Source organism: Acinetobacter sp. OYA S30 (assembly GCF_033599315.1).
Taxonomy (GTDB): domain Bacteria; phylum Pseudomonadota; class Gammaproteobacteria; order Pseudomonadales; family Moraxellaceae; genus Acinetobacter; species Acinetobacter baumannii.
This window is the reverse complement of sequence record NZ_JAWVAV010000010.1, coordinates 53,063-74,376: the sequence shown is the minus strand read 5'-3', so window position 1 is coordinate 74,376 and position 21,314 is coordinate 53,063. Positions and strand designations below refer to the sequence as shown.

17 protein-coding genes are annotated in these 21,314 nt (G+C 38.7%); 12 read left to right on the top strand and 5 right to left on the bottom strand.

The annotated features are described in order from the left end of the window. Nucleotides 1-25 precede the first annotated feature (25 nt). The 3 genes from R5R67_RS07405 to rapA all read left to right on the top strand — a co-directional run bounded on the left by R5R67_RS07405 (nucleotide 26) and on the right by rapA (nucleotide 4,483). The gene (locus tag R5R67_RS07405) at nucleotides 26-730 is read left to right on the top strand and encodes a hypothetical protein (RefSeq protein WP_000499863.1); all 705 of its coding nucleotides are present in this window, start codon (nucleotides 26-28) and stop codon (nucleotides 728-730) included. Nucleotides 731-862: 132 nt separating this feature from the next. Further along, a complete protein-coding gene (locus tag R5R67_RS07400; protein ID WP_001279315.1) occupies nucleotides 863-1,501 on the top strand; it encodes an RluA family pseudouridine synthase in 639 nt (212 codons plus the stop codon). A 144-nt stretch (nucleotides 1,502-1,645) separates the two neighbouring features. After that, nucleotides 1,646-4,483, top strand: a complete 2,838-nt coding sequence (gene rapA, locus R5R67_RS07395) for an RNA polymerase-associated protein RapA (RefSeq protein WP_000413576.1) — start codon at nucleotides 1,646-1,648, stop codon at nucleotides 4,481-4,483. 57 nt (nucleotides 4,484-4,540) lie between these two features. Here rapA and R5R67_RS07390 read toward each other — a convergent pair whose 3' ends face one another. Together R5R67_RS07390 and fabR are read right to left on the bottom strand one after the other, a co-directional pair. Next, nucleotides 4,541-5,557, bottom strand: a complete 1,017-nt coding sequence (locus tag R5R67_RS07390; protein ID WP_001191208.1) for an AI-2E family transporter — start codon at nucleotides 5,555-5,557, stop codon at nucleotides 4,541-4,543. A gap of 166 nt (nucleotides 5,558-5,723) precedes the next feature. Beyond that, a complete protein-coding gene (gene fabR / locus R5R67_RS07385) occupies nucleotides 5,724-6,419 on the bottom strand; it encodes an HTH-type transcriptional repressor FabR (protein ID WP_000195202.1) in 696 nt (231 codons plus the stop codon). A gap of 139 nt (nucleotides 6,420-6,558) precedes the next feature. Here fabR and R5R67_RS07380 point away from each other — a divergent pair, with 139 nt between their 5' ends. Together R5R67_RS07380 and R5R67_RS07375 are read left to right on the top strand one after the other, a co-directional pair. Further along, nucleotides 6,559-7,629 carry a ferredoxin reductase gene (locus tag R5R67_RS07380; RefSeq protein WP_001147894.1) on the top strand — a complete coding sequence of 357 codons (1,071 nt, stop codon included), beginning with the start codon at nucleotides 6,559-6,561 and terminating at the stop codon, nucleotides 7,627-7,629. Nucleotides 7,630-7,641: 12 nt separating this feature from the next. Beyond that, the gene (locus R5R67_RS07375) at nucleotides 7,642-8,736 is read left to right on the top strand and encodes a fatty acid desaturase family protein (protein WP_001057073.1); all 1,095 of its coding nucleotides are present in this window, start codon (nucleotides 7,642-7,644) and stop codon (nucleotides 8,734-8,736) included. 32 nt (nucleotides 8,737-8,768) lie between these two features. On the opposite strand, the gene R5R67_RS07370 is transcribed toward R5R67_RS07375, so the two are convergent. Beyond that, nucleotides 8,769-9,233, bottom strand: a complete 465-nt coding sequence (locus R5R67_RS07370) for a hotdog fold domain-containing protein (protein ID WP_000246244.1) — start codon at nucleotides 9,231-9,233, stop codon at nucleotides 8,769-8,771. Between the two features lie 120 nt (nucleotides 9,234-9,353). Here R5R67_RS07370 and R5R67_RS07365 point away from each other — a divergent pair, with 120 nt between their 5' ends. Beyond that, entirely contained in the window at nucleotides 9,354-9,986 is a 633-nt protein-coding gene (locus tag R5R67_RS07365; RefSeq protein ID WP_000253007.1) for a TetR/AcrR family transcriptional regulator, read from the top strand. A 54-nt stretch (nucleotides 9,987-10,040) separates the two neighbouring features. On the opposite strand, the gene R5R67_RS07360 is transcribed toward R5R67_RS07365, so the two are convergent. Beyond that, nucleotides 10,041-10,742: an SIMPL domain-containing protein gene (locus R5R67_RS07360; RefSeq protein WP_001259422.1), complete on the bottom strand. Its 702-nt coding sequence runs from the start codon at nucleotides 10,740-10,742 to the stop codon at nucleotides 10,041-10,043. A gap of 467 nt (nucleotides 10,743-11,209) precedes the next feature. On the opposite strand from R5R67_RS07360, the gene R5R67_RS07355 reads away from it, so the two are divergent. From R5R67_RS07355 to R5R67_RS07345, 3 genes are all read left to right on the top strand, one after another. After that, complete coding sequence (locus R5R67_RS07355) at nucleotides 11,210-12,583, top strand: diaminobutyrate--2-oxoglutarate transaminase (protein ID WP_000117539.1); 1,374 nt, start codon at nucleotides 11,210-11,212, stop codon at nucleotides 12,581-12,583. Nucleotides 12,584-12,585: 2 nt separating this feature from the next. Continuing rightward, nucleotides 12,586-14,118 carry a pyridoxal phosphate-dependent decarboxylase family protein gene (locus tag R5R67_RS07350; protein WP_000227387.1) on the top strand — a complete coding sequence of 511 codons (1,533 nt, stop codon included), beginning with the start codon at nucleotides 12,586-12,588 and terminating at the stop codon, nucleotides 14,116-14,118. A gap of 277 nt (nucleotides 14,119-14,395) precedes the next feature. Then, complete coding sequence (locus R5R67_RS07345; protein ID WP_001183486.1) at nucleotides 14,396-15,826, top strand: aldehyde dehydrogenase family protein; 1,431 nt, start codon at nucleotides 14,396-14,398, stop codon at nucleotides 15,824-15,826. 71 nt (nucleotides 15,827-15,897) lie between these two features. On the opposite strand, the gene R5R67_RS07340 is transcribed toward R5R67_RS07345, so the two are convergent. Beyond that, on the bottom strand, nucleotides 15,898-16,383 hold the full coding sequence (locus R5R67_RS07340; RefSeq protein ID WP_000357090.1) for an Lrp/AsnC family transcriptional regulator: 486 nt from the start codon (nucleotides 16,381-16,383) through the stop codon (nucleotides 15,898-15,900). A 134-nt stretch (nucleotides 16,384-16,517) separates the two neighbouring features. Between R5R67_RS07340 and R5R67_RS07335 the strand changes: the two genes are divergently transcribed. The 3 genes from R5R67_RS07335 to R5R67_RS07325 all read left to right on the top strand — a co-directional run bounded on the left by R5R67_RS07335 (nucleotide 16,518) and on the right by R5R67_RS07325 (nucleotide 21,277). Next, entirely contained in the window at nucleotides 16,518-18,239 is a 1,722-nt protein-coding gene (locus R5R67_RS07335; RefSeq protein ID WP_000469459.1) for an alpha-keto acid decarboxylase family protein, read from the top strand. Nucleotides 18,240-18,379: 140 nt separating this feature from the next. Next, nucleotides 18,380-19,759: an amino acid permease gene (locus R5R67_RS07330; RefSeq protein ID WP_000339848.1), complete on the top strand. Its 1,380-nt coding sequence runs from the start codon at nucleotides 18,380-18,382 to the stop codon at nucleotides 19,757-19,759. Between the two features lie 486 nt (nucleotides 19,760-20,245). Then, nucleotides 20,246-21,277 carry a substrate-binding domain-containing protein gene (locus R5R67_RS07325; protein ID WP_001238909.1) on the top strand — a complete coding sequence of 344 codons (1,032 nt, stop codon included), beginning with the start codon at nucleotides 20,246-20,248 and terminating at the stop codon, nucleotides 21,275-21,277. Nucleotides 21,278-21,314 lie beyond the last annotated feature (37 nt).

Here is a 21,314-nt window from a genome sequence, read left to right as displayed (position 1 = left end):
AGCTATTTTTTATTTGTAGAGAACAATGTTTTATCCCTTACCTCGAAAAATCCAGTTAGCCGCAAGTACTTCAAATTGGCCTATTGAATCTACGCGAAGCATATTGCTCCTAGTCGGGCTAGATGATCTTGAAAATATATCTGATTGGGCGCATCAGCCATTAGTCGATCATTTAGAAATGCTAAGTAAAAGAGCACAAGCACTCGAAATTCCGGTCATGATGATTCAGTCATCTCAACTTCAACAGGCCATGTTACAGCTTGGGCAGCACTTGTCATCAAACACTCAGGCACAGGTAATTATGGCGGGGAATTTATCACCGCTATTTAAGCAAGTCATGCAGCTTGTTTTATCCATTACCGATTATGTAGCTGTTGTAAATGATGCAATATTGGCGAGTAGTTTAGAGCAGCATATACAATGGATTGAAAAAATAAGTTTTGACCATATTCAACATATAAACACGCAGACTTTAATGCGCTTATGGTCTTTAAGTGCACCGTCATTACAGGTGTTGTCTGATAAAGGAATTTTATTGGCAGTTGCTGAACAGATAGCGCGACATCCAATGGAAATTCATCCCGAAATAGATTTAAGAAACTATGGTCTAGACGCTTCGGGAGTCAATTATTTGGTGGAATTATGGCGTGCTAATGGTGCGAGCCTAACTGTTGATGAGTTGATGCAAACTCCTACATTGCAACATATTATGCAGTTATTGAAGCGCTAATCGGCTTTAGCCGTAATGTGATTCATAATATTTGCAAATTCTGTCGTTAATTTACCCGAACGGCATTGTAATTCGGACGTAAGCTTTTTATTATTGCCCGCTTGTTTTTCATCTTGCCTTGGGAATACAACTTTGAGTGATTTTCTAAGTGAACATCTGATCTATCGTGATGATGATTTTATGGTGATTCATAAACCTTCGGACATCTTGAGTGTGCCAGGGAAAGGTGATTTACATGACAGCGTTTTGACAAGACTGGTGGCAATTGAACCACGAACTTTGCTCATTCACCGCCTTGACCGTGATACTTCGGGTATTTTGGTTTTTGGGTTATCTAAGCGTGGACAGAGTGCGATTGCACGCCAATTTCAAGACCGTCAAACTTCGAAAATATATGAAGCGCTAGTTGCTGGTCATTTAGAGGGTGAAGGGACAGTGGATATCCCTGTCGTCTATGACCCGAGTCGACCACCTTTACATATTGTCGATGCTTCTCATAACAAACCTGCTTTAACACATTGGCAGGCAATTGAACATTTCCAGATTCAAGGACAACCGGTTACGCGTGTCAAATTAACACCGATTACCGGTCGTTCTCATCAACTCCGTGTACACATGCAATATCTGGGACATCCAATTGTAGGTGATACATTGTATGCAACACCGGAACAATTACTTGTTCCTCGTCTGTGCTTGCATGCTAAACAGTTAAGCTTTAATCATCCTGTCACAGGGGAATCATTAACTTTTAACTGTCCTGTACCGTTTTAATGTAAAAACTTTCAATGAGTAATTTTTGTAGCGAAACAATTTAATTGGTTTCTGCTGCAAAATTTTGCTTTAAAGACTACATAAAAAGATGCAAAAATAAGCTACTTTGCATCGTACAATATGTAGTGCGAACTTGAGAAAAAGGTGGAAAAATTGCAGCAGTATGCTATTGGTCAACGTTGGCTATCAGATACAGAGACTGAGCTCGGTTTAGGCGTTCTTATTGATGTAGATGAAAGATCTGTCAGCATTTTATTCCCCAAAAGTGATGAAACGCGTGTTTATGCACGTAACAATGCACCGCTTTCTCGCATCATCTTTAACACAAATGATGAGGTTCAAGACCAAGAAGGTCAGAAGTGGATTGTTGAGTCGGTTGAAGACCGTCATGGTGTTTTGCGTTATAACGTGGTTCGTACTTTAGAAAATGGCGAGCAAGAACGTAAAGCGCTAAACGAAACACGTATTGGTGCACAAATTCAATTATCAAAACCTTTAGATCGTTTGCTCGCAAGCCAGATTGATTATAAAGAGTGGTATGACCTACGCATTGAAGCAATGCTGATGCAGGCGCAAATGCAAACCAGCCCATTACGCGGCTTGGTTGGGGCGCGTGTAGGTTTAATTCCGCATCAGCTTTATATTGCACATGAAGTCGGTAAACGTTTCGCACCACGTGTTTTACTTGCTGATGAAGTAGGTTTAGGTAAAACAATTGAAGCTGGTTTAATTATCCACCAACAGCTTAAAACCGGCCGTTCTGAACGTATCCTGATTTTAGTCCCTGATTCTCTTCAGTATCAGTGGATGATTGAAATGCGACGCCGTTTCAATTTGCAATTTTCTCTGTTTGATTTAACCCGTACCGCATCTATTAAAGAACATGATCCAGAACTTAACCCGTTCTTAACTGAGCAATGCATTATTGCCAGCGTCGACTTGATGGTGGACCATGACGATTTGCGTGAGCAAGCATTAGAAGCTGGTTTCGATTTACTCGTCGTCGACGAAGCACATCACTTGATGTGGAGTGAAGAAGAGGGTGGTAACGATCGTTACGACTTGGTTGAAGAGCTTGCTGAAAATACGGCAGGTGTATTGTTGCTTACTGCAACGCCTGAACAGCTGGGTGTAGAAAGCCACTTTGCGCGCTTACGTTTGTTAGATCCACAGCGCTTTAGTAGTTTAGAGCGTTTCTTGGATGAAGAAGCTCAATATCAGCAAACTGCGCAAGTTGCAGAAGTGCTTATGTCGGATGAACCTTTAACTCAAGAGCATTTATCTGCTTTAGAAGGTTTGTTAGGTCATTCAATTGAAGACCAACCTGAGCAACGTTTCAGAGCGATTCATGAGTTGTTAGACCGTCACGGCACAGGTCGTATTTTATTCCGTAATACGCGTGAAGCGATTCAAGGCTTCCCTGGCCGTGATTGCCAACCTGCGCCTTTACCTGCGCCAGCAGATTGGTCAAAAGACGGTAAATTACGCGAGCAAATGTGGCCAGAAGAAGCACAAATTGATGGCTCATGGATGCAAAATGATCCGCGTGTACCGTGGTTAATGGAAATTCTACGTAAAGAACTTAAGCATAAAAAAGTTCTTTTAATTGCCCGTAGTGGTCCTGTTGTCGAGTCTTTAGAAAGTGCGCTTCGTTTGCATGCAGGTATTCGCACAGCTATGTTCCATGAAGGTATGAGTTTGCTTGAGCGTGACCAAGCGGCTGCTTACTTTGCAGAAGAAAGCTACGGTGCTCAAATCTTACTTTGTTCAGAAATTGGTTCAGAAGGCCGAAACTTCCAGTTTGCGAGTGATTTAATTTTATTTGATTTGCCTGCAAACCCTGACGTTTTAGAACAACGTATTGGTCGTTTAGACCGTATTGGTCAAGAAAACCGTATCCAGATTCATGTACCTTACTTAATGGGCACCGCTCAAGAGCGTATGTTCCGTTGGTATAATGAAGCATTAAATATTTTCAGCAATATTTCTCCAACAGCTCAAACGCTACAAGAAAACTTTATTGTTGAATTAAAAGATTGCTTGCTTGCCGACCAAGGTCAAACATTTGAAGATTTACTCGAAGAAGTTAATATTCAACGCCAAGCTTTAGAAGCAGAGTTACAAGCTGGTCGAGATCGTCTGCTTGAGTACAACTCATGTCGTCCTATCGTTGCACAAGAAATTGTTCAAGCGTTAGAAGACTATGATGACAACACAACGCTCCCTATGTTTGTGAAGCGTTTCATGTCTTCAACTAATATTGACTTTGATGAGCAAAGTAACGGTACAGTCATTATTCGTCCAACCGACCAGATGCAAGTGCAAGGTTTGGCATTAGATGAAGAAGGTATGACTGCGACTTTCTATCGTGACCAAGCGCAAATGCGTGAAGACGCTCAATATCTAACTTTAGAACATCCATTTATTGAAAGTGTCATGGAAATGATCCGTACACAATCATTTGGTAGTACCAATGTTGCTGTGCTTAAGTCCAATGCATTAAAGCAAGGTTCGGTTTTACTTGAAGTCTGGTTTAAAGTTGATGTGGTGGCACCAAAATCCTTGAACTTGCCATCAAGCTTACCAAAACAACTTATTCGCGTATTGTTAAGTGAAAATGGTCAGGACTTATCTGAAAAGATTGATCCAACCATTTTAAAACCGTATTTGCATCACTTAGATGGCAATAGCTGCCGCCAAGTGGTTAAAGCCCGCCGTGAAGTGATTGAAGAGCGTTATAAACAAGCGCTTGATATTGCTAAAGAAGGTTTACCTCAGCTTCAACAGCAAGCAAAAGAGCATTATGGTAATAAATGGCAATATGAGATTGATCGTTTAACTTACTTAAAACAGTTCAACCCGAGCATTCGCCAAGACGAAATTGAGCGCTTACAGAAGTTGCAAAAAGAAGGTTTAAGCTTGCTTGATGGCTTAACCGTAACCCCTGAAGCGATTCAAGTGCTTGTAGTAGTCAAACCATAAGCAATGAGTAATAAAAAAAGCGCCACACAGGCGCTTTTTTTATTGAGTAAATTTTAGTTAAATCAATCTGGCATCTTTTAATTCTAGTTTTAAATAAGCATAAAAAATCGGTGCTGCAATTAAGCCACTTAAGCCAAAGATTGACTCGAAAATTAACATAGCCAATAAAATTTCCCATGCATTGGCATTAATTTTATGACCAATAATTTTGGCATTAATAAAGTATTCTAACTTGTGAACTAATACGAGGTAGAGTAGCGCAACACCTGCTAGACCGAGTGAAATTGTAAGAGCCGCAATAAAAGTTAAAGTATTTGAAATTAAATTCCCTAAAATTGGAATTAAGCCAAACATAAAGGTAAGAATGGTTAAGGTTTTGGCGAAAGGTAGGTGAACACCCCAGATCGGCAATAGGACAAAAGCAAATAATATAAAGAGCAGCGTATTAATCGCTGAAATTTTAATTTGTGCAAAAACCACATTTCTAAAAGAAATTGATAATTTTTGAATACGTTGAATCAGTAAGGATTTGAAAACAGGTTGGGGTGTACGTCGGTGAAAGCCGTGAATAGCAACCAATATACCGATAATAAGACCCATCACCATAGTCACAAGATTATGCAAAATATCGGAACTGGCATTTTTTAATGTAGTCACGTTATCTTTCATAAACGCGAATATTTCATCTTTCAGTTCTGTAACGCTATCTGGAATATAGCCCGGTAAATATTTCCCAATCTCCGCTTGTAAGTGCAGTAGTGTTTGGTCGACTTTACCGTTAATACTATGTAAACCGACTCCTTTTAAATCATAAACTACAAAGCTAATTAAACTTGTAATGAAAAAGGCAAGAAGAGAAATAGTAATAATACTTAATAAAATACTAATAAAAATGCGGGCTCTTTGACCATCAATATAACGTTCAACAATAGAGCTTAAACTAATAATAATTTCATAAATGAGAAAGCCTGCAAAAAAACTTGCTAAGAGATGCAAGGGGATAACCGAAAGCAAAAAAATGCCCATCAGAATATAGCTTGCAATCAGGCTTTGACGATTACTCAAACTTTGCATGTGAATCCCTGAATAACGTGGGGAAGTATTGATATGTATTGCTAGAATTATTTACTTATACTCTTGCATCTAAGCTGCTTCAATCTATGGTTTATATTTTTATTAATCAGCAGGCACAGGTGTATAAAAAATGGCTTGTAAAATCACAAACCATTTTATGTGGAATCTATCTTATTTTTGCTTCGTCTAGATGACGAGCACCTTCTAAAATCATTCTGATCATAATCATTGTTTGTTCTGCGACTTCCGCACGCTGATCAATAGGAAGGTCAATCACTTTGGCACCCATGTGAAAAACAAGTTGTGTAATTGCTTTTGCAACAAGTTCAGGGTGATATAGATGATTGTTATTGAGGCGTTCTAAGCGAATTAAGTCTTCTTGTAGCTCTTGCTGAAAGAAGTTGAGCTGTCGATCTACAGCAGCTTTATAAGAGGCGGAACCTGTAAAACCTTCTCGCAACAATAAACTTAAATTACCTTCATCAGCATCGAGCTGTTGCAGAAAAATTTCTACAGAACTACGAATAATGCTGTCTTGCAAAGATGCACGAAGGCGAGCTTGACGAATAATTTTACGTAATACGATACCGGCACGGTCAATGAGTGAAATAGCTAATTCATCAATGTCTTTAAAGTGACGATAAAAACTATTTGGGGCAATACCAGCTTCTCTTGCAACTTCTCGTAAGCTGAGTGAGGCAATACTTTTTTGTGGACCAATCAGGTTAAGAGCTGCCTGAAAAAGTTCTTCTTTCGTAATCGTCGCTTTTCTTCCAACAGAACGCGTTACTGTTTTTATTTCAATGACATCTTGTGATGAGGTTGTGTCATTTGGGCTCTGAGAAAGTGAGGTTTGGGTCATGTTTTTCAATATATTCTTAAACTGTCTGGATTATAGCGTTAGACAGGGAACTTGTGAAATTGTAATTAAAAGTACGAGTGTATATACAAATATATATACATGTGTATAATAATTAAAAAGAGCGACAGAGCCCTCAGTTATGCAAGCAATCGAAAAGAGAAATTCTCTATTCAATTCATTAACACAAGCTGTATTTGACAAAAATATGGCGAACTTCTGGCTACAAAAAATAAATCCTTTATGGTCTGTGCAGCATGGACTAGTTCAAATTGTAAAAAAAGAATTCGTAGCTCATGACACTGTGAGCCTGACATTAAAATGCAACCGCTTGGTGAAAATGGGCGCGGCAGGTCAACATCATCCAGTGATTGTTGAAATTGCGGGCCGTCGCTATGAACGTACTTATAGCTTGACGCAAATTGATGCAGAGCACTTACGTTTAACAGTTAAAAAAGTTGCTGATGGTATTGTCAGTAACTGGTTTATTGCAGAAAGTAAAATTGGTGATGTTTTTGAGCTTGGGCAGCCTTATGGGGACATGCAACAAAACATTCAGACACCGAAATTAATTATGTTAGCTGCTGGTAGTGGTATTACACCAATGTTGAGCTTAATCACAGCAATTAAGCAAAGCCAACAGTTAGAAAAAACGCAGGTTCAGCTTTTATATTGGGTCAAACAGCGTTCTGATGCTGCTTTTACAGAGTACTTTGAACAAGTGGCTGAACAAAACCCAAACTTTAGCTATCAGGTGTTTTACACACAAGAAACACCAAATGATGAACGTTTAAATGCCGAACATCTTGCACTGGTTGATGGTATTGAAAACAGCACAGTTTATGCATGTGGTCCATCGGGTTTTGTTTCAACTGTTGAACAGCTTTTTGAAAAAGCACCAACTGTACTTACTGAAGCATTTAGTTTAACTAATGAAAGTTCTGCGGATGACATTGGTTATGTGAATGTCACATTAACCCAGTCTAATAAAGTGATTGCAATTCCTAAAGGCCAATCCATTTTGGTCAGCCTTGAGCATGAAGGCCTTAAGCCGACACATGGCTGTCGTATGGGAATTTGTAATAAATGTGTTTGTAGTAAAACGCAAGGTTCTACACGTAATTTACTAAACGGTAGCCAAAATACGGAACCAAGCCAATTACTTAAAATTTGTGTGAACTCAGCACAATCCGATCTAGTTATTGATCTTTAAGAGAGAACTCTTATGAATATGCCAGTGAAAGTCGAATATTTTAAAAATCCTAAAAATCGAGATTTGACTCCAGCAGAACTTGAAGCATTTGCAAAAGAGCTTGATCAGATCAAACAAGAAGTATTGGATGATTTGGGTGAAAAAGACGCTAAATATATTCGCCGTGTCTATGCTGCTATTCGTTATAGTAGCTTTTTAGGCCGGGCTTGTTTATTTGCAGGTTGGTTCCCGCCGGCGTGGATTTTAGGTACGGGTTTATTAGGTTTCTCTAAAATTATGGAGAACATGGAGCTCGGCCATAATGTTATGCACGGTCAATATGACTGGATGAATGACCCGAAATTTAATGGTCAAACTTATGAATGGGATACTGTAGGTACCTCTGATAACTGGCGTCAAACCCATAACTATAAACATCATACTTATACCAATATTAAAGGTATTGATGATGACATTGGTTATGGCTTACTTCGCTTATTCCCTGAACAACGTTGGAAGCCAGGGTTCTTATTGCAGCCTATTTACAGTATTCCATTTTGCTTATTGTTCCAGTGGGGTGTAGCAATTCAGAATCTTGAAATTGGGCGTGTACTTTACAAGCGTAAAACTAAGGCACAATTTTTAGAAGAGCTAAAACCGGTTAATAAAAAGATTGGCAAGCAACTCTTTAAAGATTATGTTTTCTTCCCACTTATTGCAGGGCCAGCAGCACTACCAGTATTTACAGGTAACTTAGTTGCAAATGGCCTTCGTAATATCTGGACCTTTAGTATTATTTTCTGTGGTCATTTCACGAAAGATGCAGAAGTGTTTCCAAAATCTGTTTTACAAGAAGAAAGCCGTGGACACTGGTATATGCGCCAAATCCGTGGTTCTTCTAACTTAACAGGTTCAGAAGCATTCCATATTTTGTCTGGTCACTTAAGTCATCAAATTGAACATCACTTATTCCCAGATATTCCTGCTCGTCGTTATCGCCAAATGGCTCCAAAAGTTGAGGCGGTTTGTAAGAAATATGGCTTGAACTATAACAATGCCAGCTTTGTTAAGCAGTTTGGACAAGTGGTTGGACGTATTGTGAAATATGCGTTCCCATTTAAAAAATAAGATAAAAGAGCCCTGAGAATTCAGGGCTTTTTTTATTTCTTTTTAGAAATCCACATGGTAATTGTGGCATGAAATACTTTATCTTTGTGAGTGTCGTAAATATCTACGTTGACTAAATATTCTCCAGCTTTTTCCCAGTTATAATCAGCTTCTACTGGTGTAGCAATTGCAATTAAGTCTGTTTCAGCTTTTTTTAAATATTCAACAGTCATTCCTTTTGGAATCCAGCGATGGGTAGATGGGACAGTAACTTCTGTCATTGTTCCACCCGCCAGTTCAGCCATATTACACATCGCAATCGCATGGACTGTTCCAATGTGGTTAAGCACAGAACGCTTCTTCTTAATAGAAATTTCGCAATAATTCGGTTTTAACTCAATAAAAAGAGGGGAAATACTGCCGAAATAAGGTGCTTTTAAGCACAGCATACGAGAGAAAGTCCACTTGCCTTTAGGAAAAGCAGTTACTTTATTCCAGAGCTCTAATGTGGTTGCCATAATTTGACTTCCTTTAATTTTAAAAATACAGAATATTATTCTGTTTAAGAATATAGTTCTGTTTACAAATATGCGTCAAGTCATTCAAAATATCTCCGATGACTGGTCAGAGAATACAAAATGGTATCTGCTCAAAATTTATTAGAACGCTTATATCCTGGAAGAAGAGCTGCTTTAAAACGACAAATATTATTAGATGCTTTAGATTGTTTTTTAGAGCAGGGCATTGAAACGACTAGTATTGAAATGATTCGTGCCAAATCAGAAAGTAGCGTTGGGGCGATTTATCATCATTTTAAAAATAAAGAGGGTATAGTTGCGGCCTTATTTTTTTCATCTTTAGATGATCAAACAGCTCTGAGAGATGAATATTTAAAACAGTCCAAAACATTAAAAGATGTTGTAGAAGCTCTAATTTATAGTTATGTGGACTGGGTAAGTGAGCAACCGGAATTTGCAAAATTCTTAATTACTGCGCGTTTTAACATTATAGAGGGGGAGGAACAGCAACAACTTACACAAAAAAATAAGAGTAGAAACCAAAAGATATTTAGCTTGATTTCAAACTTTGAAGAATTTAAAGCATTTAGTTTAATTCCACATGAACTTTTGCTTTCATTAGTGATTGGTTCTACAGAGAGCTATTGTCGTGCGTGGTTATCACAACGTGTAAAATCTGACCCTAAAGACTATAGAGAAATTCTGGCAAAAGCAGCTTGGAATTCATTACAGGATTTGCGTTTAGAACATTAATAGCGAGCAATAAAAAAACCGCATGAAGAATGCGGTTTTAGATTGAAAAATGAATTATTTAAACTGGATTGAACCGTTTGCATTTACAGTAATTTTAGACTCACCAGCAGCCATATCTTGAGCTGGTGCCGCTTCAGCAGCAGCGAACTTAGCTAGGCTGGCACGCATTACAGGTTGAGGAAAATAATTATTCGTGTTCAGGTTTAGAGTGATCAAAGAATATTGGCTTTTATTCCATGCTTGAGTCAACATTTGCGCACGCTGTTGAAAGTTTTTAGATGCTTCTACCATCAATTCATTCTCAACTTTTTTACGTTGCTCATCTGAAACGCTAAAATTAATGGATTGAGTTTGAAAGCTTTGTTGTAACTCATTAATTAATTGGCTAGCAGCTTTGAAATCTTTACTTTCTAGACGAATTTCCGCGCGGCCACGCCATTCTTTTAATTTATTACTGTCATTGTCATAAATTGGATAAGTGCTTTGAGCACCAGTTTCCACTTTCACTTGTGGGTATTTACGCGAAGTCGCGAGTGCTTGGTTCATTAACTGGTTAATTTGATTTGAAAGCTCTGCAGGCTGCTTATTGCTTTTTTCAATATATAAAGTTGCATGCATTTCATCGTTTGAAACTTGGCGAGAAGCTTCTGCTTGAACATTTACAATATTGTAGTGAAGGGCATTATCATCTTGGGCAAAAACCATAGGGCTGAGTACCGTACCAAGGAGAAGAGTAGATATTGCTAAAGTACGCATAAATTTATCCTTTAAAAATTAATATAAATTTAATTTTTTTCATTAAGAAATGTTAAACATAAGTTATGCATAACTTTTGCAGATTTTGTGGGGTATTTGTAATATTTAAATCAAGTTTTTTAATTTTTGGTAAGAATAAAATTCTTTAAAAATAAAAAACTTAGAATTAAAGTGTTTCAATGTAACTTAAAAAATCACACGAATATAAAAAAAGAATATTTTCTTTAGGTTGTCACATAGTATGATGATAATTCATCATAACTATTGGGATAATACAATTTTTCAATAAGATTAGATGAGTAAAGTACACAAAAGACGTTTTTTTTCTTGCAAAATTAGGTATCATCGCGCTCCTAGTTACAAGATATAAAATATGTGTCTTCGCTAGTTCTATAAAGCACCGAGTCAAAGGACCAAAAGTCACCAGACTTATTTCTTTCTACCCTTATCAGAGATGGTAATCCGATATGAGCGTTACTTCTGTCAACCCTGCCACTAATGCTACCAACGAATATTATTTGACTCGCCAAAGTCAAATGGAATCGAATGTTCGTAGCTATCCACGTAAATTACCGTTAGCGATAGCGAAAGCACAAGGTTGCTGGGTTACTGATGTTGAAGGTACACAGTACCTTGATTGTTTAGCTGGGGCAGGTACATTGGCTTTAGGTCATAATCATCCTGCGGTGATTCAAAGTATTCAAGACACATTGGCAAGTGGTTTGCCATTGCATACTTTAGACTTAACCACACCTTTAAAAGATGCGTTTACTGAAGCGTTGTTAGCATATTTACCAGGTGGTAAAGAAGAATATTGCTTACAGTTCTGTGGTCCTTCTGGTGCAGATGCGACTGAGGCAGCAATTAAACTTGCTAAAACTTACACTGGCCGTAGCTCAGTGATCAGTTTCTCTGGTGGTTACCATGGTATGACTCATGGTTCACTTGCAATGACTGGTAACTTAAGTGCAAAAAATGCAGTGAATGGCTTAATGCCAGGCGTACAATTCATGCCATATCCGCATGAATATCGCTGCCCACTTGGTTTAGGTGGTGAAGCTGGTGTTGACGCTTTAACTTACTATTTCGAAAACTTTATTGAAGATGTTGAAAGCGGTGTAACTAAGCCAGCTGCTGTTATTCTTGAAGCAATTCAAGGTGAAGGCGGTGTTGTTACAGCTCCAGTAAAATGGTTGCAAAAAATCCGTGAAGTGACTGAAAAGCACAACATCGTTTTAATTTTAGACGAAGTTCAAGCAGGCTTTGCTCGTTCAGGCAAAATGTTTGCATTTGAACATGCCGGTATTGAACCTGATGTCGTTGTAATGTCTAAAGCAGTAGGTGGTGGTTTACCACTTGCAGTATTAGGTATTAAGCGTAAATTTGATGCTTGGCAGCCTGCTGGTCATACTGGTACTTTCCGTGGTAACCAACTTGCTATGGGTACAGGTCTTGTTGTATTAGAAACGATCAAGGAACAAAACCTTGCTCAAAATGCACAAGAGCGTGGTGAATTCTTACAAGCTGAATTGAAAAAATTCGCTACTGAATTCCCATGTATCGGTAACGTACGTGGCCGCGGTTTAATGATTGGTGTTGAAATCGTTGACGAGCGTAAACCTGCTGACCGTATCGGTTCTCACCCTGCTGACTCTCAGTTAGCGGCTGCGATCCAGACTGCTTGCTTTAACAACAAGTTATTGCTTGAAAAAGGTGGTCGTAACGGTACAGTAATTCGTTTACTTTGCCCACTCATCATTACTCAAGAAGAGTGTGTAGAAGTAATTGCTCGCTTTAAGAAAGCAGTTGCAGAAGCATTGGTTGCAGTGCGAGGCGCGTAAGTATGGTGGATTTTGCAGAACATCGTAAAGCGTTACTCTGCAATGATGCACAATCCATTGCTGACTATGAGTCAGCAATGGGCGAAGCGGTAAAAGCCGTTTCAGCATGGTTGCAAAATGAAAAAATGTACACAGGCGGTAGCATTAAAGAGTTGCGTTCAGCAATTTCTTTCCAACCTTCAAAAGAAGGTATGGGTGTACAACAATCTCTTCAACGTATGATTGAGCTTTTCTTGAATAAAAGCTTGAAAGTACACCATCCACACTCATTAGCACATTTACACTGCCCAACCATGGTGATGAGCCAGATCGCGGAAGTGTTAATCAATGCAACTAACCAGTCTATGGACTCATGGGATCAAAGCCCGGCAGGTTCATTAATGGAAGTTCAGCTTATTGATTGGTTGCGTCAAAAAGTAGGTTATGGTTCTGGTCAGGCTGGTGTTTTCACTTCTGGCGGTACTCAATCTAACTTGATGGGTGTGTTACTTGCTCGTGACTGGTGCATTGCGAAAAACTGGAAAGACGAAAATGGTAACCCATGGTCTGTACAGCGTGATGGTATTCCAGCTGAAGCAATGAAAAACGTCAAAGTCATTTGTTCTGAAAATGCGCATTTCTCTGTGCAAAAGAACATGGCAATGATGGGCATGGGCTTCCAGTCAGTTGTGACTGTTCCTGTGAATGAAAATGCACAGATGGATGTTGATGCTCTTGAAAAAACAATGGCGCATCTTCAAGCTGAAGGTAAAGTTGTTGCTTGTGTCGTTGCGACAGCGGGTACAACTGATGCTGGTGCAATTGATCCATTGAAAAAAATCCGTGAAATTACCAATAAATATGGTTCATGGATGCATATTGATGCTGCGTGGGGCGGTGCACTGATCTTGTCAAATGACTATCGTGCAATGCTTGATGGTATTGAGCTATCTGATTCGATCACTCTCGACTTCCATAAGCACTACTTCCAAAGCATCAGTTGTGGCGCGTTCTTGTTAAAAGATGAAGCGAACTATCGTTTCATGCATTATGAAGCTGAGTACTTGAACTCTGCTTATGATGAAGAGCATGGCGTACCTAACCTTGTGTCTAAATCATTACAAACGACTCGTCGTTTTGATGCTTTAAAATTGTGGATGACCATTGAATCACTCGGCGAAGAGCTATATGGTTCAATGATTGATCATGGTGTAAAACTGACTCGTGAAGTTGCAGATTACATCAAGGCAACTGATGGTTTAGAGCTTTTAGTTGAACCACAATTTGCTTCGGTATTGTTCCGTGTTGTTCCGGAAGGTTACCCAGTTGAGTTTATCGATAGCTTGAACCAAAACGTAGCAGATGAATTGTTTGCACGTGGTGAAGCAAATATCGGTGTAACAAAAGTTGGTAATGTACAGTCATTGAAGATGACAACATTAAGCCCTGTAGTAACTGTCGACAACGTTAAGAACCTTTTAGCTCAAGTATTGGCTGAAGCTGAACGCATTAAAGATGCGATTGCTTCTGGTAACTACGTACCACCAATCGACTAATTGAGTTAATACCCCAAAAAAGCTCGGTTTATTGCCGGGCTTTTTTATTACATATTATTTTTATTAAAAGTGTGTATCAGAAGAAGGGTATATGCACAAAACATGCATATTTTCAAAAAACAAAAATAATTATGCATGATTTATGGTGAGCAAATTTCTTATTGTATTGGTATGTTCCCGATTTTTTGGTCGCATTGATATATCAATACGGCACTTGCTTTAAACCATTTTGCATAAAGTAAGAAGTCGTAATTACAATTAAGACAAGGAAGAAGAAATGCAACAAGCGAATATGCTTAATGAATTTAAACTTATTATTGGCGGTCAACTTTGTTCAGGTGAACAAGGTGAACTGGAAATTATTAACCCTGCTACTGGCTTAACTGCTGCACGTTGTGCAAAAGCATCAGTTGCACAAGTGAATCAAGCTGTTAGTGCAGCTAAACAGGCTTCTAAAGCTTGGCAGCTTGTCTCGCATGATGAGCGTAAATCAATTTTAAACAAGATTGCAGACGGTATTGAAAAGCACGCTGAAATGCTTGCAGAGCTGGTGGTGCTTGAACAAGGTAAACCACTAGCACTGGCACAAATGGAAGTGCAAGGTGCAATTGGCTGGACGCGTTATGCGGCTTCTATGGATTTACCGGTAGAAGTAATTGAAGACAGTGAAACTAAGCGTATTGAGCGCCATCGCCAACCATTGGGTGTAGTGGCTTCAATTACGCCATGGAACTGGCCACTCATGATTGCAGTTTGGCATATCATGCCTGCTTTACGTGCAGGTAACGTTGTCATTAGCAAACCTTCGGAATACACACCATTATCGACTTTACGTTTATGTGAAATCATTCAGCAAGAAGTTCCGGCAGGTGTGATCTCAATTGTGGTTGGTGCTGGTGAGATTGGTGAAGCATTATCTTCTCATCCAGATGTGCAAAAAGTCGTGTTTACGGGATCAACTCGAACAGGTCAGCATATTATGGCTGGTGCAGCACAGCAGCTAAAACACTTAACTTTAGAGCTTGGTGGTAATGATGCTGGTATTGTATTACCAGATGCAAATATCGATGAAATTGCTGCTAAGATTTTTAATATGGCGTTCTTGAATGCTGGTCAAACATGTGCGGCGTTAAAGCGTTTATATGTGCATGAAAGCCAATATGAAGCTTTATCTCAAAAGTTAGCTGATATTGCCAATGCTCAAGTTGTGGGGGATGGTATGGCATCTTCTACAACATTTGGACCAGTACAAAACCAGATGCAATATAACAAGGTAAAAGCTCTGATTACTGAAGCGATTGCACAAGGTGCAAAAGCACTTTCTGGACAACAACAGCTACCAGAGCAGGGCTACTTTATTGCGCCAACTATTTTGACTGAAGTTTCTGATTCTTGCCGTGTGGTGCAAGAAGAGCAATTTGGTCCAGTGTTGCCTGTTTTAAAATATACCGATATCAACGATGCTATTGCTCGTGCTAATGACAGTGAGTTTGGTTTGGGTGGTTCAATCTGGTCTTCTGATCTTAAAGCCGCACAGACCTATGCTACACAGCTTCAATGTGGAACAGTTTGGATTAATACCCATGCAGAAGTACTGCCTCATGCACCTTTCGGAGGCTGGAAAATGTCTGGCTTAGGCGCTGAGTTTGGTTTGGAAGGTTTGCTTGAAAATACGATCGGGCAAACGGTTCACATCAGTAAAGTCTAAAGATTAGTTTTAAGGCGGATTTAGTATCCGCCTTTTTATTTTCACTTTTAAGAGTGAAAAGCTGAGTTACTTTATTGAGAGTGATGATAGCTCATGCTTTTAGGTTTGATTAAAAAATGATTCTGTTCTTTAATTTTTTTCAGAACAATGTAAGACTTTATGTGCCCTATAAAATTATAAGAAAGTAATCTTTCAGTCACAAATTGCGAAAGCTGTTCTAAATTTTCAGCAACGACTTTTAAAATAAAATCAGCATCACCACTAATTGAAAAAGCATCCTGAATGTTATCTTCAGCTTCAATCAGCTCTTGGAAAGCCTGCTGTGATTTCGCCTCGTGTGTTCTTAAGTTTATGTGAATCATCGCTGTAACTTCTAGTCCTAGCGCCTGTTGCTGGATGCGTGCCGTATAACCGAGAATCACGCCTTTTTGTTCAAGCAATTGACGTCGTCTTGAACATTGAGAAGCAGATAAACCGATTAAATCTCCAATTTCCTGATTGGTGAGTCTTCCATTCTTTTGTAGTGCCTGAATGATTTGCCAGTCGAACTTATCCATTGCATAAAATCCTTTTATGATACACAAATCATGTATTTTTATTAAAATGCGTTTTCATTATGCACGAAATCTAAAAGATAGATGAAATATTATTTTTCTATGGAATAAAAATTGGTCTCAAAGGATATAGAGCAATGTTCATAGAAATTGGTGAATTTTTAAATCTTCGTCTAAAACAAATGGGTATCCAACATCTTTTTGGTGTACCTGGTGACTTTAACCTCTCATATCTAGAACAAGTTGAAGCAGACCCACAACTCGAATTTATTGGAAATTGTAATGAATTAAATGCTGCCTATGCAGCAGACGGTTATGCACGAATTAACGGTTTTTCTGCCTTGGCAACCACTTATGGTGTAGGTGACTTAAGTGCTATTAATGGTATTGCCGGTGCCTATGCAGAAAATGTACCTCTTATTCATATCTCAGGTATTCCACCTTTACATGCAGTTCAAAAGGGTACTCTCATACATCATACGTTAGTTGATGGTAACTACGACAATATTATGAACTGTATGAAAGAGTTCACAGTTGCCCAAACTCGTTTAACTCCTGCAAATGCAGCTTCTGAAATTGACCGTGTATTGCGTCAGTGTTTCCTTGAACGCCGTCCTGTACACATCCAACTACCTGGTGATATTACTCACGTTAAAATTGAAGTGTCTGAGCGTCCGCTTGACCTAAGCTATCCAGCTGTTGAACCTGAATTATTGCAAAGTGTGGTAAGCAAACTTTGTGACATTATTGAGAATGCTCAAAGTCCAGCGCTTTTAATTGATAATGAAGCCTCAGTGTTTGGTGTAACTTCACTTTTAAATGATTTATCTCAAAAATGCTCAATTCCATTTGCAGGTATGAATACTGCAAAAAATATTATGGATGAAGGCTCACCACGCTACATTGGCACTTATGTGGGTGGGGCAAGCCAACCGCATGTGAAAAATATCATTGAACAGTCTGACTGTTTAATTGGTGTTGGCGCACGCTTTACCGATGTAGGCTCAGCTGTATTTACGCATCAAATTGAGACCAAGAACTACATCGAAATTAAATCTTATGGCTTAAATATTTTTGGTCAGGATTTTCCGGGTATTGAAATTGGACAATTACTTGTCGAGCTAAATAAAAAAGTTGCGCCACGTAAATCGTCAATACCTCTTCTTGAAAAACAACCTCAGAAAGTAATTGAAGCGCCAGCTCAACAGAAGCTTAGTCAAGATGTGCTTTGGAATTACATTTCAGGGTTCTTAAAAGAAGATGATGTGATTATTGGTGAAGTAGGGACCTCAAACTCTGCTTTGTCAGGTATCAAACTTCCTGCTACAGCTAAATATATTGCTCAGCCGCTTTGGGGTTCTATTGGTTATACCTTGCCAGCTTTGCTTGGTAGTTTGTTAGCTGCTCCTGAGCGTCGTCAAATTTTGTTTATTGGTGACGGTTCATTCCAGCTTACGGTACAAGAGCTCTCTACGATTATCCGCCATGGTTTAAAACCAATTATTTTCTTGTTGAACAATGGCGGCTACACCATTGAACGTTTAATTATGGGTGAAAACGCTGCCTATAACGACGTGCAAAACTGGAAATACACCGAAATTCCAGCGGTATTTAACGGTAAAAAAGGCCATACCACTTACGTGGTTGAGACTGCTGGCCAACTGAAGAGCGTTTTAGATAATGTTCAGCAAAATGATCAGTTAACTTTCATTGAATTGAAACTACCAGCAATGGATGCGCCGGTAAGTTTGAAAAAATTTGCTTCTGTGATTGCACGTTTTGACTACGGTGATCGCGGCTACGAAATTTTAAAGGAGCGTTCCCAACCAGTTAAATGTAAGGATGCAATCTCTTTTTAAATAGAAGATAGGACACGTCTTCTCAAAAATTAAATGGACTCATACTAAAGCAACTTATGTCCGAAGGCCGGTCTCTGGCCTTCGGATATGGTGCTGGATAAAGGTGTACAGGAAGTGACACCAACATTGGAGATAATGTTATGGATGCAAATAATAAGCACGAGTTAAAACAAGGCTTATCCAATCGGCATATTCAACTCATCGCACTCGGAGGGGCGATCGGAACAGGGTTATTCTTAGGTCTATCACAAACAATTAAACTGGCAGGTCCTTCAATTTTATTGGGATATGCAATTGCAGGAATTATTGCCTTTTTGATTATGCGTCATTTAGGTGAAATGGTTGTTGAAGAACCGGTAAGTGGTTCTTTTAGTTATTTTGCGAACAAATACTGGGGCAAAATGGCTGGTTTTATGTCTGGCTGGAACTACTGGGTTTTGTATGTACTGGTAAGTATGGCCGAACTGAGTGCGATTGGTACTTTTATTCAGTTTTGGTGGCCAGAAATTCCGACATGGCTGACCGCTCTATTTTTCTTTATTTTAATTAACGGCATTAACTTGGTAAATGTCCGCTTTTTTGGGGAATCGGAGTTCTTATTTTCCTGCATTAAAATTGTTGCGATTTTAAGTATGATTGGCTTCGGTGCTTATCTTTTACTTTCAGGCTCAGCAGGTCCGCAAGCGGGTGTTGCAAATTTATGGCAACACGGTGGTTTCTTCCCGCATGGTATTCATGGCTTTATTATGGCTTTGGCTGTCATTATGTTTGCATTCGGTGGTCTAGAACTTATCGGTATTGCTGCGGCTGAAACGAAAAAACCTGAAACAACAATTCCAAAGGCAGTAAACCAGATTGTTTATCGCATCCTGATTTTTTATATCGGTGCAATTGGTATTCTTTTATGTCTTTATCCATGGAATATGGTGGCAGAAGGCGGTAGCCCGTTTGTCTTAATTTTCCAGTCACTCAATAGTAATGGTGTTGCGAACGTTCTAAACTTTGTGGTCTTGATTGCTGCTATTTCGGTTTATAACAGTTGTATCTATTGTAATAGTCGTATGTTGCATGGTTTGGCAGAGCAGGGTAATGCTCCGGCAATTTTGAAAAAAGTAAACAGCCGCGGTATTCCAGTTCCAGCAGCAGTTGTTTCTGCTTCAATTACAGCCGTCTGTGTAGTGGTCAACTATTTAATTCCAGGTCAAGCTTTTCAGCTCTTTATGATGTTGGTTGTGGCTGCGCTTGTTATTAACTGGCTTATGATCTCAGTCACGCATTTGAAATTTACCAAAGCAATGAAATTGCAAAAGCGTCAAACCAAATTCCAAAGCATTATGAGCCCATGGAGTAATTATTTAACTATTAGCTTTGTATGTTTCATTCTCATTATTATGGCGATGACACCAGATATGAGACTCGCTGTTATTTTGGGGCCAATCTGGCTTGCTGTTTTAGCGATTATGTATTTCTTTAAGTATCGTAAAAAAATGGTCGCAATGCCGGAAGTACAATCAAACTAATAAGCTAAATTTACAGTGATATTGCGGTTATCTGACATAAGGCAGGTAACCGTTTTTGTTTTGTCATAATATTTTCATGTTCGGGCGAAATAATTTTTTAAAAATACATGTTCGGGCGAAATAATTTTTTAAAAATAAAGGTGACACGTAAAAAATTGAGAATTGTGTCAATAAAATAATTTTGTAGCATCAATTCATTAAATTACTTAAGTTTTTATAATTTAAGCATAATTACAATTTTATTATTTTAAACGTTTGTCATATTTCCCATTAAATCTAAATATCAAAGGACTTATAAAATCATCTTAAATAATTGATATAAAATAGATTTAAAAATGTGACAATGAACATTATAAAAATCATGAAAGCGTCATAATACTGTAACTTATTTGTCATATTTTCTATTCACAATGCAGCTATCGAAGAGCGTACAAGCACTCAACAAAAAGTGACGTACAACCTATTGCATTAATGAGAGAGAACAGAATGCGCTTAAATCCACGTCAAATCGCAATTGCATTAGCAGTAACTGGGGCCGCTGTAACAACGACTGCAAATGCAGCTCGTGATACGATTCAAATTGCTGGTTCTTCAACTGTATTACCATTTGCCAGCGTTGTAGCTGAAGAGTTTGGTAATACATTCCCTCAATTTAAAACTCCTGTTGTAGGTTCTGGTGGTTCTTCTGCTGGTTTAAAACAGTTCTGTCAAGGTGTTGGTGACAACACAATCGACGTTGCAAACGCTTCTCGTAAAATTAAAAGCACTGAAATCGAAGCTTGTAACAAAGCTGGTGTAAAACAAATTCAAGAAATCAAAATTGGTTATGACGGTATTGTATTTGCGTCTAGCTCAAGCAAAGCAGCTTATAAATTAAAACCTTACCATGTGTTTGCTGCTTTAGCTGCACAGTTACCTTCAAAAGGTAAATTGGTTCCAAACCCTTATACAAACTGGAACCAAATTGACAAATCACTTCCTAATGAGCCTATTACGCTTGTTATTCCTGCGTCTAACCACGGTACGCGTGAAGTTTTCCAAGAAAAAATGGTTGAAGCTGGTTGCGAAGCGTATGAATACTTCAAGAGCCTAGACAAAGACGCTCAAAAGAAAGCATGTTCTACTTTCCGTAAAGACGGTCGTGTAATTGAAATTGCTGGTGACTATACAGAAACTCTAGCTCGCTTAAAAACTTCTCCAAGTGCAGTAGGCGTATTTGGTTTGAGTTTCTATGACATGAACCGTGACAAGTTACGTGTAGCGACAGTAAACAACGTAGTTCCTTCTGAGAAAACTGTGTTAAATGGTACATACCCTGTATCTCGTCCACTATACTTCTATGTAAAAGGCGAGCACTTAAAATCAGTTAAAGGTTTACCACAATACGTAGAATACTTCCTAAGCAAAAAAGCGACTGGTAAAGGTTCTAAAGCTGAGCGTGATGGTTTAATCGCGATGTCTGATGCAGAACGCGCTAAAGTTTTAGCTGACTTTAAAGCAGGTAAAACTGTTAAATAAGTTGGTTTGAATAGGGGCTGGTGATCTCAAGCGATCA

Bases quoted from the DNA above. Each gene is read 5' to 3' on its own strand.
- R5R67_RS07405 (WP_000499863.1), top strand. From the start codon at position 26: ATGTTTTATCCCTTACCTCGAAAAATCCAGTTAGCCGCAAGTACTTCA.
- R5R67_RS07390 (WP_001191208.1), bottom strand. From the start codon at position 5,557: ATGCAAAGTTTGAGTAATCGTCAAAGCCTGATTGCAAGCTATATTCTG.
- fabR (WP_000195202.1), bottom strand. From the start codon at position 6,419: ATGACCCAAACCTCACTTTCTCAGAGCCCAAATGACACAACCTCATCA.
- R5R67_RS07380 (WP_001147894.1), top strand. From the start codon at position 6,559: ATGCAAGCAATCGAAAAGAGAAATTCTCTATTCAATTCATTAACACAA.
- R5R67_RS07375 (WP_001057073.1), top strand. From the start codon at position 7,642: ATGAATATGCCAGTGAAAGTCGAATATTTTAAAAATCCTAAAAATCGA.
- R5R67_RS07370 (WP_000246244.1), bottom strand. From the start codon at position 9,233: ATGGCAACCACATTAGAGCTCTGGAATAAAGTAACTGCTTTTCCTAAA.
- R5R67_RS07365 (WP_000253007.1), top strand. From the start codon at position 9,354: ATGGTATCTGCTCAAAATTTATTAGAACGCTTATATCCTGGAAGAAGA.
- R5R67_RS07360 (WP_001259422.1), bottom strand. From the start codon at position 10,742: ATGCGTACTTTAGCAATATCTACTCTTCTCCTTGGTACGGTACTCAGC.
- R5R67_RS07355 (WP_000117539.1), top strand. From the start codon at position 11,210: ATGAGCGTTACTTCTGTCAACCCTGCCACTAATGCTACCAACGAATAT.
- R5R67_RS07350 (WP_000227387.1), top strand. From the start codon at position 12,586: ATGGTGGATTTTGCAGAACATCGTAAAGCGTTACTCTGCAATGATGCA.
- R5R67_RS07345 (WP_001183486.1), top strand. From the start codon at position 14,396: ATGCAACAAGCGAATATGCTTAATGAATTTAAACTTATTATTGGCGGT.
- R5R67_RS07340 (WP_000357090.1), bottom strand. From the start codon at position 16,383: ATGGATAAGTTCGACTGGCAAATCATTCAGGCACTACAAAAGAATGGA.
- R5R67_RS07335 (WP_000469459.1), top strand. From the start codon at position 16,518: ATGTTCATAGAAATTGGTGAATTTTTAAATCTTCGTCTAAAACAAATG.
- R5R67_RS07330 (WP_000339848.1), top strand. From the start codon at position 18,380: ATGGATGCAAATAATAAGCACGAGTTAAAACAAGGCTTATCCAATCGG.
- R5R67_RS07325 (WP_001238909.1), top strand. From the start codon at position 20,246: ATGCGCTTAAATCCACGTCAAATCGCAATTGCATTAGCAGTAACTGGG.